The sequence below is a fragment of the Candidatus Pelagadaptatus aseana genome, from assembly GCF_040362265.1.
In the GTDB taxonomy this organism is placed as follows: Bacteria; Pseudomonadota; Gammaproteobacteria; order Pseudomonadales; family Cellvibrionaceae; genus Pelagadaptatus; species Pelagadaptatus aseana.
This window is the reverse complement of record NZ_BAABNJ010000003.1, coordinates 197,910-210,871: the sequence shown is the minus strand read 5'-3', so window position 1 is coordinate 210,871 and position 12,962 is coordinate 197,910. Positions and strand designations below refer to the sequence as shown.

10 protein-coding genes are annotated in these 12,962 nt (G+C 51.7%); all 10 read left to right on the top strand.

What is annotated here, in order from left to right:
* The first annotated feature begins 17 nt into the window (after positions 1-17).
* The 10 genes from ACPXV9_RS05660 to ACPXV9_RS05615 all read left to right on the top strand — a co-directional run bounded on the left by ACPXV9_RS05660 (position 18) and on the right by ACPXV9_RS05615 (position 12,952).
* On the top strand, positions 18-722 hold the full coding sequence (locus ACPXV9_RS05660) for a succinate dehydrogenase iron-sulfur subunit (protein WP_423895363.1): 705 nt from the start codon (positions 18-20) through the stop codon (positions 720-722).
* 201 nt (positions 723-923) lie between these two features.
* Positions 924-3,776: a 2-oxoglutarate dehydrogenase E1 component gene (locus ACPXV9_RS05655; RefSeq protein WP_423895361.1), complete on the top strand. Its 2,853-nt coding sequence runs from the start codon at positions 924-926 to the stop codon at positions 3,774-3,776.
* Positions 3,777-3,865: 89 nt separating this feature from the next.
* On the top strand, positions 3,866-5,080 hold the full coding sequence (odhB, locus tag ACPXV9_RS05650; protein WP_423895359.1) for a 2-oxoglutarate dehydrogenase complex dihydrolipoyllysine-residue succinyltransferase: 1,215 nt from the start codon (positions 3,866-3,868) through the stop codon (positions 5,078-5,080).
* Positions 5,081-5,164: 84 nt separating this feature from the next.
* Positions 5,165-6,610: a dihydrolipoyl dehydrogenase gene (gene lpdA, locus ACPXV9_RS05645; RefSeq protein ID WP_423895358.1), complete on the top strand. Its 1,446-nt coding sequence runs from the start codon at positions 5,165-5,167 to the stop codon at positions 6,608-6,610.
* A 94-nt stretch (positions 6,611-6,704) separates the two neighbouring features.
* The gene (gene sucC, locus ACPXV9_RS05640) at positions 6,705-7,868 is read left to right on the top strand and encodes an ADP-forming succinate--CoA ligase subunit beta (RefSeq protein WP_423895356.1); all 1,164 of its coding nucleotides are present in this window, start codon (positions 6,705-6,707) and stop codon (positions 7,866-7,868) included.
* Positions 7,869-7,882: 14 nt separating this feature from the next.
* Positions 7,883-8,755 (top strand): succinate--CoA ligase subunit alpha, encoded by an 873-nt coding sequence (gene sucD / locus ACPXV9_RS05635; RefSeq protein WP_423895354.1) that lies wholly within the window; start codon positions 7,883-7,885, stop codon positions 8,753-8,755.
* Positions 8,756-8,842: 87 nt separating this feature from the next.
* Complete coding sequence (locus ACPXV9_RS05630) at positions 8,843-9,346, top strand: PaaI family thioesterase (RefSeq protein WP_423895353.1); 504 nt, start codon at positions 8,843-8,845, stop codon at positions 9,344-9,346.
* A complete protein-coding gene (locus tag ACPXV9_RS05625; RefSeq protein ID WP_423895351.1) occupies positions 9,339-9,770 on the top strand; it encodes a PaaI family thioesterase in 432 nt (143 codons plus the stop codon). Before ACPXV9_RS05630 ends, ACPXV9_RS05625 begins: the two co-directional genes overlap by 8 nt.
* Positions 9,771-9,907: 137 nt before the next feature.
* Positions 9,908-11,818, top strand: coding sequence for a molecular chaperone HtpG (gene htpG, locus ACPXV9_RS05620; protein ID WP_423895350.1), 1,911 nt, complete (start codon positions 9,908-9,910; stop codon positions 11,816-11,818).
* A 99-nt stretch (positions 11,819-11,917) separates the two neighbouring features.
* Complete coding sequence (locus ACPXV9_RS05615; RefSeq protein ID WP_423895348.1) at positions 11,918-12,952, top strand: NAD(P)H-dependent glycerol-3-phosphate dehydrogenase; 1,035 nt, start codon at positions 11,918-11,920, stop codon at positions 12,950-12,952.
* Positions 12,953-12,962: the final 10 nt, after the last annotated feature.

Genomic DNA, 12,962 nt, shown 5'->3' with positions numbered 1-12,962 from the left:
TAGGGGGAGTTGGAGTAATGTTAAAAGTAGAAGTTTATCGCTATAACCCGGAGACCGATTCTGCTCCATATATGAAGAGCTATGAAGTCGACACTCAGGGTAAAGACCTGATGGTTCTGGATGTGCTTGAGCTGCTGAAGGCTCAAGATGCCTCTCTGGCCTATCGTCGTTCTTGTCGTGAGGGTGTGTGTGGCTCTGATGGCATGAATATTAATGGTAAAAACGGTCTGGCTTGTATCAAGCCTCTGTCTGAGTGCGTAACCGGTAATAAGCTGGTTCTGCGCCCTCTGCCTGGTCTGCCTGTGATTCGTGATCTAGTGATCGATATGAGCCAGTTCTACGCTCAGTACAAAAAGATCGAGCCGTTTCTGCAGAACGATACGCCGGCCCCGGCTATTGAGCGTCTGCAGTCGCCGGAAGAGCGTGCCAAGCTGGACGGTTTGTACGAGTGTATTCTCTGTGCTTGCTGTTCCACCAGTTGCCCATCTTTCTGGTGGAACCCGGACAAGTTCATTGGTCCTGCGGGCCTGTTGCAGGCCTACCGTTTCCTGGCGGACAGTCGTGACACTGCCACTGAGAAACGTCTGGCAGGCTTGGATGACCCATTCAGTGTCTTCCGTTGCCACGGCATTCAGAACTGTGTCTCTGTTTGCCCGAAAGGCCTCAACCCGACTCGGGCAATCGGCCACATTCGCAACATGTTAATTCAAAGCGCTACCTAGGTAGCGCTTTTTTGTGTCTGTGAAAACTGGGCCTTTTCGACATAGACATAGGTCGAAATTGACAAGTTTTCACAGGTGCGGAGAGACTTAAAAAGATAGAATAACAATCTGGATATACCCGTCTCACACTTCTCGCAAATGGATATTGAAAAAGGGAAGGTGAGAAAAACGTTCTTTTACTCTCTTTCAAGGCGGAGATAAATGCAAGACAGCATCATGGAACGACTGTGGCGAACGTCCCACATTTCTGGGGGCAATGCCGCATACGTTGAAGAGCTTTACGACAACTATTTATACGATCCCAACAGCGTCCCTGAAGAGTGGCGCAACTATTTTGAGCAGCTGCCCCGGGTTGAGGGTGTGGTTACTCAGGATACCCCTCACTCCGTAGTTCGCGAACACTTTGAACTGCTCGGCAAAAATCGTGCACGGCCACTGGCGGCCCCCGGCTCTGGTGGTGCCAATATCGAGCATGAACGCAAGCAGGTTAAGGTCGTTCAGTTAATCAGTTCCTACCGTTTCCGGGGCCATCAGAAGGCTTCATTGGATCCCTTGGGGCTGATGGAGCGCGAAAAGGTACCCGATCTCGAATTGGGCTTTCACGGCCTGACGCCAGCTGATCTGGATACGGTATTCCAGTCCGGTAATACTTTCTACGGTTACGAAGAGGCGCCACTGCGGGACATCATTAATGATCTCGAGCAGACCTACTGCGGCTCTGTTGGACCCGAGATCATGCACATTACCAACTTTGCCGAGAAGCAGTGGCTGCAGCAAAGGCTGGAAAGTGTCCGCTCCAATCCAGAATACGAAACCGATTTTCGCAAGCGAATTCTTGAGCGTCTCTCCGCCGCTGAAGGTCTGGAGCGTCATCTCGATAGTAAATACCCGGGTACCAAGCGGTTTGGCCTGGAGGGTGGCGAAAGCTTTATCCCGCTGGTCGATGGTCTGATTCGCCGTGCCGGTACTCACGGCGCCAAAGAAATTGTCATGGGCATGGCGCATCGTGGCCGTCTCAATACTCTGGTCAATATTCTGGGTAAAAACCCTGCCGACCTGTTTGATGAGTTTGAAGGTAAGCGCCTTGTCGATACCTCTGGTGATGTGAAATACCACCAGGGCTTCTCGTCCAATGTGATGACCCCGGGTGGGGAAGTGCATTTGGCGATGTCCTTTAACCCGTCTCATCTCGAAATTGTTTCTCCGGTAGTGGAAGGCTCGGTGCGAGCACGTCAGGATCGTCGTGATGATCCGCTGGGGAATAACGTGGTGCCCATCGTAGTCCACGGTGACGCGGCATTTGCCGGTCAGGGTGTGGTGATGGAAACCTTCCAGATGTCCCAGACCCGTGCTTACAGCACTGGTGGCACCTTGCATGTGGTCATCAACAATCAGGTGGGCTTTACCACCAACCGTCGTGACGATGCTCGTTCCACCGAATACTGCACCGACGTGGCAAAGATGATCGAAGCACCGATCTTCCACGTTAATGCCGATGATCCGGAAGCGGTATTGTTTGTCACTTTGCTGGCGATGGATTACCGCTACGAGTTCAAGAAAGACGTGGTTATCGATCTGGTTTGCTATCGCCGCCGCGGGCACAATGAAACCGATGAGCCATCCGCTACTCAGCCGTTGATGTACAAGAAAATTCGCGGCCACAAAACCACAAGAACTATCTACGCCGACAAACTGGTCAAAGAGGGAGTGGTAAGTCAGCAGGAAGCGGATGATATTTCCAATAACTATCGCGCTGCTCTGGATCGTGGTGAACATGTAACTCAGGGGTTGGTAAGCGAGCCCGATAAGTCGCTGTTTGTCGATTGGACTCCGTATCTCGGGCACGACTGGCAAACGCCTGCGGACACCGGTTACGACCTGAAAAAGCTCAAAGAACTGGCTCTCAAAGTCAGCTCTGTGCCAGATGGTGTTCAGGTACAGCGTCAGGTCCAGAAGATTTATGACGATCGCCATAAAATGGCCAGTGGGGCCATGACTCTGAATTGGGGTATGGCCGAGATTCTGGCCTATGGAACCATTCTTGAGCAGGGCCAGAGAGTTCGCCTGACGGGTCAGGATGTGGGACGCGGTACCTTCTCTCACCGCCATGCGGTGGTTCATAACCAGAAGGACGCCTCCAATTATCTGCCGTTGCGCAATCTATCTGAGGACCAACCGCCTTTCGATATCTACGATTCCTATCTTTCGGAAGAGGCGGTGCTGGCATTTGAATATGGGTATTCCACCACAACGCCCAATGCGTTGGTTATTTGGGAAGCCCAGTTTGGTGATTTTGCCAATGGTGCTCAGGTGGTGATCGATCAGTTTATCACCAGTGGTGAGCACAAGTGGGGTCGCCTCTGTGGTCTGACCATGTTGTTGCCGCATGGCTATGAAGGGCAGGGACCAGAGCATTCATCGGCTCGCCTTGAGCGCTACATGCAGTTGTGTGCCGAGCACAATATTCAGGTGTGTATTCCTACAACACCTGCTCAGATTTTCCATCTGTTGCGTCGTCAGGCGGTACGTCCAATGCGTCGTCCGCTGGTGATTATGAGTCCGAAATGGATTCTGCGTCACAAATTGGCAACGTCCACTCTGGATGAGTTGGCAGAGGGGCGTTTCCAGAATGTGATTGGCGACGATTCGGTGAACCCGAAGAAAGTGAAAAAAGTGGTTCTCTGCAGCGGTAAGGTTTACTACCACCTGCTGGAAGCTCGTCAGGAACAGGGTAAGGAAGATGTGGCATTGATTCGACTTGAACAGCTGTATCCTTTCCCCGAAGAAGAGTTGAAGGCCGCGCTGGAGCCGTTTGTAAAAGCCAAGCTGGAGATCGTCTGGTGTCAGGAAGAACCAATGAATCAGGGCGCCTGGTACAGCAGTCAGCACCATATGCGTCGTGTGGTTCACGATCTGATGCCGAAGGCATACCTCGGTTATGTAGGACGTGAAGCATCCGCCGCTCCGGCTGCCGGTTATATGTCAATCCATGTTGAAGAGCAGACCCGGTTTGTCGAAGAAGCTCTGAATACAGACACCCAGCAAAGCAAATGATGTGAAAAGCCGGCCTCTAAAATAACGAAGGGCCGGCTCAATAGAATTGAGACCAAAAGATAAACGCGAATATCTAAAGGACCAGAATAATGACCATTGAGATCAAAGCTCCCACATTCCCAGAATCTGTTCAGGATGGCACCATCGCCACCTGGCACAAGCAGCCCGGAGAGGCTGTTTCCCGTGATGAGCTGATTGTTGATATTGAAACGGACAAGGTAGTTCTCGAAGTTGTGGCACCGGCTGACGGCGCGATAGCTGAAATTATTAAAGGCGAAGGCGAAACCATTCTGAGTAATGAAGTCATCGCAAAGTTTGAAGAGGGCGCCGGTGGTTCCGACGCGCCTGCAGCAGCTCCCGCTGCGGATGAAGCGCCGGCAGCTGCTGGTGATGTGATTGCCAGTCCTTCAGCCCGCAAGCTGGCTCAGGAAAAAGGCATCGATCTGGCATCGGTTGTAGGTACGGGCAAAGACGGCCGAATCAATAAAGAAGATGTGGCTAATGCGGGCACTGCTCCTGCGGCCGCACCGGCTGCTCCTGCAGCACCGGCTGCCGCAGCTGCTCCGTCTGCACCTGCCATTCCCAGTGAGTTGGTCGGTGAGCGGGTTGAGAAGCGCGTCCCCATGACCCGTATGCGCAAGCGTATCGCTGAGCGCCTGATGGAAACCTCTCAGGGTACCGCCATGTTGACCACTTTCAACGAAGTGGACATGGGCCCGGTTATGGAGCTGCGCAAGAAGTACAAAGACCTGTTCGAAAAATCCCACAACGGCACCCGTCTGGGCTTTATGGGTTTCTTCGTTAAGGCGGCTGTAGAAGCACTGCGTCGCTTCCCAGCGGTTAATGCTTCTATTGACGGCGATGACATTGTTTATCATGGCTATCAGGATATCAGCGTTGCCGTTTCCACTGACAAGGGATTGGTAGTACCGGTACTGCGTAATGCCGAGAACATGAGTCTGGCGACGGTTGAAAATACCATCAAGGATCTCGCGGTTCGCGCTCAGTCCGGCAAGCTGACCATTGAAGAAATGACTGGTGGTACCTTCTCTATTACCAACGGTGGTGGCTTTGGCTCACTGATGTCTACTCCAATCATCAACCCGCCTCAGACAGCCATTTTGGGTATGCACGCCATTAAGGATCGCCCGATGGCGGTAAATGGAGAAGTGGTTATCCGTCCAATGATGTATCTGGCTCTGTCCTACGATCACCGCCTGATTGATGGTAAGGACGCGGTACAATTCCTGGTGGCCATTAAGGACATGATTGAAGATCCAGCTCGCATTCTGCTTGAGATGTAAGCCTGATCATAGATAATGACGGGCTGGTCACTGATGTGTACCGGCCTGCTTTACACAGCTTTTTAAATATTTAGGTCAATTAAAATGTCCGATAAATACGATGTAATTGTGATTGGTTCTGGCCCTGCGGGCTACGTTGCCGCTATCCGTGCTGCCCAGTTGGGGCTGAAAACTGCCTGTATCGAGAAATGGAAAAACGACGAAGGCAAGGGTATCAATGGCGGTACCTGTTTGAACGTCGGTTGTATCCCTTCCAAGGCTCTGCTGGATTCTTCTCATAAGTACCATGCCCTGAAAGAAGGTTATAAAAATCACGGTATTACTGCGGGTGCTCCGAAAATCAATGTGCCAGAGATGATCGAGCGCAAGCAGAAAGTCGTTGATCAAATGTCTGGTGGCATCAGCCAGTTGTTCAAGGCCAATGGTGTGACCTCCCTGTATGGCACCGGTAAGTTGCTGGCTGGTCGCAAAGTTGAATTCACCGCCAATGATGGCTCGGTTCAGGAACTGGAAGCTGAAAATGTGATTCTCGCGTCCGGTTCTGTACCGGTCGATATCCCAGTCGCCCCGGTTAATGGTGAAACCATTGTGGACTCTACCGGAGCCTTGGAATTTCAATCCGTGCCCAAGAAGCTGGGTGTAATCGGTGCTGGCGTGATTGGTCTGGAATTGGGCAGTGTCTGGGGTCGTTTGGGCTCTGAGGTTATCTGTTTGGAAGCCATGGATGAGTTTCTAGCCATGATGGACCAGCAGATCGCCAAGGAAACCAAGAAGATTCTGACCAAGCAGGGTCTGGATATCCGCCTGAGTTCCCGAGTTACTGCAACTGAGGTCAAAGGCAAAAAAGTTACTGTTACCTACACCGATAAGGACGGTAACGAACAGCAGGAAGTGTTTGACAAGCTGATCGTTTGTGTTGGTCGTCGTCCATACACGGAAGGTCTGCTGGCTGCCGACAGTGGCGTTAATCTCGATGAGCGCGGTTTTATCTACGTCAATGATCTGTGTTCTACCAGCGCCCCGGGCGTCTGGGCAGTGGGTGATGTGGTGCGTGGCCCAATGCTGGCCCACAAAGGCTCTGAAGAGGGCGTTGTGGTTGCCGAGCGTATTGCCGGGCAGAAATCCCTGGTGAATTACGATATTATCCCCTCCGTTATTTATATCCACCCTGAAGTAGCCGCCGTTGGCCGTACCGAAGAACAGGTAAAAGCTGATGGCGAAGATTACAACGTAGGTATTTTCCCGTTCATGGCCATTGGTCGCGCTGTAGCGTCTGACGAGGCTGAGGGCATGGTGAAAATGATCGCCGATGCCAAAACCGATCGCGTGCTGGGCTGTCATGTCGTAGGCCCAAGTGCTGCCGATCTGGTGCAACAAGTTGCTTTGGCGATGGAATTCGGTTCCACCGCTGAGGATATTGGTATGACTGTATTCAGTCATCCAACCATGTCTGAGGCAGTCAAAGAAGCTGCCCTGGCGGTGAATGGTCACGCCATTCACATGCCAAACCGCAAGCGCCGCAAAAAATAAGCGACGCCCAAGTCTAAAACGTAAGTAAGTGGCCCGGTGAGCGCCGGGCTTGTGTGTAATAGCATCTTCGGATGCATGGGATGGAAAGTTAGAAATGAATTTGCATGAGTATCAGGGCAAGCAATTGTTTGCCGAATACGGTTTGCCTGTTTCTAAAGGTATTGCTGCTGAGACCGCTAGCGAAGCCGCTGCTGCTGCCGATTTGATCGGTGGTGACAAGTGGGTTGTTAAGGCTCAGGTGCATGCTGGTGGACGTGGTAAAGCTGGTGGCGTAAAGCTGGTTGACTCCAAAGCTGAAATTGAAGAGTTCGCCAATAAGTGGCTGGGTAAGAACCTGGTTACCTACCAAACAGACGAAAATGGCCAGCCTGTTAGCCGTATTTTGGTTGAGACTTGCACCGATATCGCCAACGAATTGTACCTGGGTGCGGTAGTTGACCGCTCCAGCCGTCGCATCGTATTTATGGCATCTACCGAAGGTGGTGTTGAAATCGAGACCGTTGCGGAAGAGACGCCAGAAAAAATCCTGAAAGCCACTGTTGATCCTCTGGTAGGCGCTCAGCCATACCAAGGCCGTGATCTGGCGTTCAAACTGGGCCTGAAAGGCAAGCAAATTGGTCAATTCACCAAGATCTTCCTGGGGCTGGCCAAAATGTTCCAGGAAAAAGACCTGGCGCTGCTGGAAATTAATCCTCTGGTTATTACCCCTGAAGACGACCTGCACTGTCTGGACGCCAAAGTGGTTATCGACGGCAACGCCATGTACCGTCACCCAGAACTGAAAGAAATGCACGATCCTACTCAGGAAGATGCCCGTGAAGCTCACGCTGCCCAATGGGACCTGAACTACGTAGCTCTCGATGGCAACATCGGCTGCATGGTAAACGGTGCTGGTCTGGCCATGGGTACCATGGATATTGTTAACCTGCACGGCGGTAGCCCAGCCAACTTCCTGGACGTTGGTGGTGGTGCAACCAAAGAGCGCGTTATCGAAGCGTTCAAAATCATCTTGTCCGACGCCAATGTTGAAGCTGTTCTGATTAACATCTTCGGCGGTATCGTTCGCTGTGACCTGATTGCTGAAGGTGTTGTCGGTGCCGTTGAAGAAGTAGGCGTGAAAGTACCTGTTGTGGTTCGTCTGGAAGGTAACAATGCCGACCTGGGTTCCAAGGTGCTGTCCGAGAGCGGTCTGAACATCATTGCTGCAACTAGCTTGACCGACGCTGCTGAGCAAGTTGTTAAAGCGGCTAAAGGTTAATAGGGGACAAGTTAATGAGCGTTTTAATCAACAAAGACACTAAAGTCATCTGTCAGGGTTTCACTGGTGGTCAGGGTACTTTCCACTCTGAGCAAGCCATTGCCTACGGTACTCAAATGGTTGGTGGTGTAACTCCGGGTAAAGGTGGCACGACTCACCTCGGTCTGCCGGTGTTCAACACCGTTGCTGAAGCCGTAGAAACTACCGGTGCTGATGCTTCTGTTATCTACGTACCTGCGCCTTTCTGTAAGGATTCCATCCTGGAAGCCGCTAACGCTGGCATCAAGCTGATCGTATGTATCACCGAGCACATTCCTGTTATGGATATGCTGGAAGCCAAAGTTAAGTGTGACGAGCTGGGTGTGCGCCTGATCGGTCCTAACTGCCCAGGTGTGATCACCCCGGGCGAGTGCAAGATCGGTATTATGCCTGGCCACATTCATCTGCCTGGTAAGGTTGGTATCGTTTCCCGTTCCGGTACTCTGACTTACGAAGCCGTTAAGCAGACTACTGATTACGGTTTCGGCCAGTCTACCTGTGTTGGTATTGGTGGTGATCCAATCCCTGGTTCCAACTTCATCGATATTCTGGAAATGTTCCAGAACGATCCTCAAACCGAGGCCATCGTTATGATCGGTGAGATCGGTGGTTCCGCTGAGGAAGAAGCCGCTGCTTATATTAAAGACAATGTAACCAAGCCGGTTGTTTCCTACATTGCTGGTGTAACGGCACCTCCGGGTAAACGTATGGGCCACGCTGGTGCCATTATCTCCGGTGGTAAAGGTACTGCCGATGAGAAGTTCGCTGCTCTGGAAGCCGCTGGTGTTAAAACCGTTCGCTCTCTGGCGGGTATCGGTGACGCACTGAAAGAAGTGACTGGTTGGTAAGATCAATCAATTCTTTCGAATGGAAAAGCGGCCCTAGTGGCCGCTTTTTCGTTGTAAAATCACACTGAATTCTTTCCGGTTTTATTTATGGCAAAGCATCTCCAGGAACTCAAAAAATTAATGGATGTGATGATCCATTCCCAGAACGACGATCATTTTCACGCGCTGGGTATTGAGGCGGTCAGTATCGAGCAAGATCGAATGACCATGAAGGTGGAATACAAAGAATCTCTCGTCGGCAACCCAGATACCGGTGTGATACATGGCGGAGTGATTACCTCCCTGTTGGATACCACCTGTGGCTTTGCGGCTGCTACGGCCTTAGGGCACTTGGGATTGACTCCCACTATTGATTTGCGCATTGACTATATGCGCCCGGCCGAGCCGCACAAAACCATTTACGCGGTGGCAGAAGTCTATCGCAACACCAAAACCGTTATCTTCACCAAGGGGATTGCCCATCAGGGGGATCCGGAAAAGCCCATTGCCCATGCCATTGGTAACTTTGTGAATATGGGGGCTGAGACCTTTGAGGGATTTCGTCAGGTGATTCTTGAAAAATACGACGAGCTGGAGTCTGGCCATGAGTAATCTCGCAGAGGCGGCGGAGCAGGCCCGGGAAAAAGGCGACGTCAATATTCTGATTGACGCGATACCTTATGCAAAAACCCTTGGTATTCAGGCAGACCACAGTGATGATCTGGTGTTTGTGTTGATGCCGAGAAAGAGCAATATCGGCAACCCCACATTACCGGCATTGCACGGTGGTGCGGTTGGTGGCTTTCTGGAAATGGTCTCGTCGCTGCATCTGATTATGGCCATGGATGTGGCTAAAATGCCCAAGGTGGTTGATTTCAGTATCGATTACCTGCGTCCGGGGCTGTTTAAAGAACTTTATGCCCGCTGCACCATTCAAAAATTTGGCAACAAACTGGTCAATATCGCGGTCGATTGCTGGCAGGAAGAAGAGGGTAAGTCCATTGCCAAAGCCCGCGTTCAATTTTTGATCGACTAATCACAAACTTTTCTTTTTTGGCGTCTTGAAAAAGGCGCCATCTATCCCCATCTGTTATTCACAATCAAAATGCCGGTAGCCGGATAAGGCCAGTAAACCGGTGTATGTAGAACCCAGCTTATTTCAGGAGTTGTATTGTGACTGTAGATGCTCAAAAAGAGACGCGTGGCTTTCAGACAGAAGCGAAGCAATTGCTTCACTTGATGATCCATTCCCTGTATTCCAACAAAGAAATTTTCTTGCGCGAACTGGTGTCCAATGCCTCGGATGCCGCCGATAAACTGCGCTTCGAAGCTCTCTCTGATAGCAGTCTGTACGAGAACGATTCTGAGCTGGCGATTCGCGTTGATTTCGACAAGGATGCCAAGACCGTTACTATCTCCGATAACGGCATTGGCATGAGCCGTGACGAAGTGGTTGAGCACCTTGGCACCATTGCCAAGTCAGGTACCGCCCAGTTCCTGCAAAATATGACCGGCGACGAGAAGAAAGACTCCCAGTTGATCGGCCAGTTTGGTGTCGGGTTTTACTCGGCCTTTATTGTTGCCGACAAGGTTGACGTCTTTACCCGCCGCGCCGGTGCCAGTGCCGCTGAGGGCGTGCACTGGTCCTGCGATGGTGAAGCCGAATATTCCGTTGAGACGGTGGAGAAAGCAGACCGTGGTACCCAAATCGTCTTGCACCTGAAAGCCGACGATGCCGATTTTGCCGATGGCTGGCGTCTGCGAAGCATCATCAAGAAGTATTCCGATCATATCTCTCTGCCGGTGATCATGAAAAAAGATCCCGTACCGGCCGCCGAAGGTGAAGAGGCTCCTGCCGAGCCCGAAGATGAAACCATCAACACCGCCACGGCGCTTTGGACTCGTTCTCGCAGTGAAGTCAGTGAAGAAGAGTACAAAGAGTTCTACAAGCACATCTCTCACGATTTCGCTGAGCCCCTGAACTGGAGCCACAACCGAGTAGAAGGCAAGCTCGATTACACCAGCCTGCTGTACATCCCGACCAGTGCGCCATTCGATATGTACAACCGCGATGCCTCTCGCGGGTTGAAGCTGTACGTCCAGCGTACTTTTATTATGGATGACGCCGAGCAATTCCTGCCCATGTACCTTCGCTTTATCAAAGGGGTGGTGGATTCCAACGATCTGTCTTTGAACGTTTCCCGTGAGATCCTGCAAAAAGACCCGAACATTGATGCCATGCGCAGTGCTTTGACCAAGCGCGTATTGGACATGCTGACCAAAATGGCCAAAAACAAGCCGGAAGATTACGCCACCTTCTGGAAAGCCTTTGGTCAGGTCCTGAAAGAGGGGCCTTCCGAGGACTTTGGCAACAAAGAGAAAATTGGCTCACTGTTGCGCTTCAGTTCTACCCACACCGATTCTGCCGAGCAGGATCAGTCACTGGATCAATACATAGAGCGCATGCAGGAAGGTCAGGAAAAGATTTTCTACGTCTGTGCAGAGAACTTTAATACCGCCAAGAACAGCCCCCATATCGAAGCCCTGCGCAAGAAGAACATTGAGGTGCTGCTGTTGTCTGATCGGGTCGATGAGTGGCTGATGGGCCATCTTCTGGACTACAAAGACAAGCAGTTCCAGGATGTGGGCAAAGGCCAGTTTGATCTGGGTGAGCTGGAGACCGAAGAGGACAAGAAGGCTCAGGAAGAATCTGCCAAGCAGAACGAAGATCTGACCAAGCGGGTTAAGGATGCTCTGGGCGATAAGGTTGAAGAGGTTCGCGTTACCAATCGCCTGACTGATTCACCGGCCTGTCTGGTGGTGGGTGAGCACGACATGGGCGCGCAGATGCGCCGTATCTTGGAGCAGGCAGGTCAATCGGTTCCGGATTCCAAGCCGGTATTTGAGATCAATCCTGAGCATCCGCTGGTCAGTAAGCTGGATCAGGAGCCGGATGAAGATCGCTTTGCCGACCTTGCCAGCGTTCTGTTTGATCAGGCCAATCTGGCCGAAGGCGGGCAGCTGGAAGATCCTGCGGCTTACGTTGGGCGCCTGAACAAGTTGCTGCTGGAACTCAGTAATTGATCGCGGGCTGTTGCCTCAATGAAATTACAACATGACGGGTGCTTAGGCACCCGTTTTGTGCTTTAGTAAGCCTTAACAGATAACAACAAACGGATCCTCATGACGATCGAAAAACCCACGGTAGCGGTTCTCGGTGGTGGCAGCTTTGGCACCGCCATCGCCAATATTATTGCCGTTAATGGCAATCCAACTTTTTTGTGGATGCGCGACGAAGAGCGTGCCGAACAGGCTCAGGTAGTCAGGGAAAATGCCAATTACCTGCCGGGCCATAAACTCGATGATAACCTGACCATTACCGCCGACCTCGAAGGCGTTATCAAAGCCTGCGATGTGGTCTTTATTTCCGTCCCCAGTAAATCTTTTCGCGATGTCACCAGACGACTGGCTCCATTGCTGCACGATGGTGCCATTGTGGTCAGTACCACCAAAGGCATTGAGCCGGGCAGTTTTAACCTGATGAGTCAGGTGCTTGAGCAGGAACTCGACAACGTCAAAGTTGGTGTTTTGAGTGGTCCCAATTTCGCGAAGGAAATTATTCAACAGCATTTGACCGGTTCCGTGATCGCCAGTGACGACCCGGAAGTGGTAAAAACCGTACAGGATATCCTTTGCTCCAGCAGTTTCCGGGTTTACTCCAATACCGATAAATACGGTGTGGAACTGGCGGGGGCTCTGAAAAACATCTATGCGATCGTTTCCGGATTGGCGGTGACTCTGGGGTGTGGCCAGAATACACAGGCCATGTTGCTTACCCGAAGCCTCGCCGAAATGGGGCGTTTTGCTCAGGTTATGGGTGCGGACCCCATGACGTTTCTCGGGCTGGCCGGCGTTGGCGATTTGATTCTGACCTGCTCGTCAGATCTCAGCCGCAATTATCGTGTTGGCGCGGCAGTTGGCAGAGGTAAAACCCTGGAAGAAGCGACAGCCGAACTGGGGCAGGTGGCCGAAGGTGTGAATACCGTGCGCACGGTCAAACAGAAGGCTGATGAGCTGGATGTTTACATGCCTCTGGTAACCGGGCTCTACGGTCTGCTGTTTGAAGACAGTAACCTTGAAGAGGTGATCAAAGGTCTTATGTTGGGCGAGCAAAATACCGATGTGGAATATTCCAATAAAACCGCCGATGGCAAGTAAATACGGGAGC

What these genes read in the sequence shown, in the direction of transcription:
- ACPXV9_RS05655 (WP_423895361.1), top strand. Translation starts at nt 924, where the DNA reads ATGCAAGACAGCATCATGGAACGACTGTGGCGAACGTCCCACATTTCT.
- ACPXV9_RS05625 (WP_423895351.1), top strand. Translation starts at nt 9,339, where the DNA reads ATGAGTAATCTCGCAGAGGCGGCGGAGCAGGCCCGGGAAAAAGGCGAC.
- odhB (WP_423895359.1), top strand. Translation starts at nt 3,866, where the DNA reads ATGACCATTGAGATCAAAGCTCCCACATTCCCAGAATCTGTTCAGGAT.
- sucD (WP_423895354.1), top strand. Translation starts at nt 7,883, where the DNA reads ATGAGCGTTTTAATCAACAAAGACACTAAAGTCATCTGTCAGGGTTTC.
- ACPXV9_RS05630 (WP_423895353.1), top strand. Translation starts at nt 8,843, where the DNA reads ATGGCAAAGCATCTCCAGGAACTCAAAAAATTAATGGATGTGATGATC.
- lpdA (WP_423895358.1), top strand. Translation starts at nt 5,165, where the DNA reads ATGTCCGATAAATACGATGTAATTGTGATTGGTTCTGGCCCTGCGGGC.
- ACPXV9_RS05660 (WP_423895363.1), top strand. Translation starts at nt 18, where the DNA reads ATGTTAAAAGTAGAAGTTTATCGCTATAACCCGGAGACCGATTCTGCT.
- sucC (WP_423895356.1), top strand. Translation starts at nt 6,705, where the DNA reads ATGAATTTGCATGAGTATCAGGGCAAGCAATTGTTTGCCGAATACGGT.
- ACPXV9_RS05615 (WP_423895348.1), top strand. Translation starts at nt 11,918, where the DNA reads ATGACGATCGAAAAACCCACGGTAGCGGTTCTCGGTGGTGGCAGCTTT.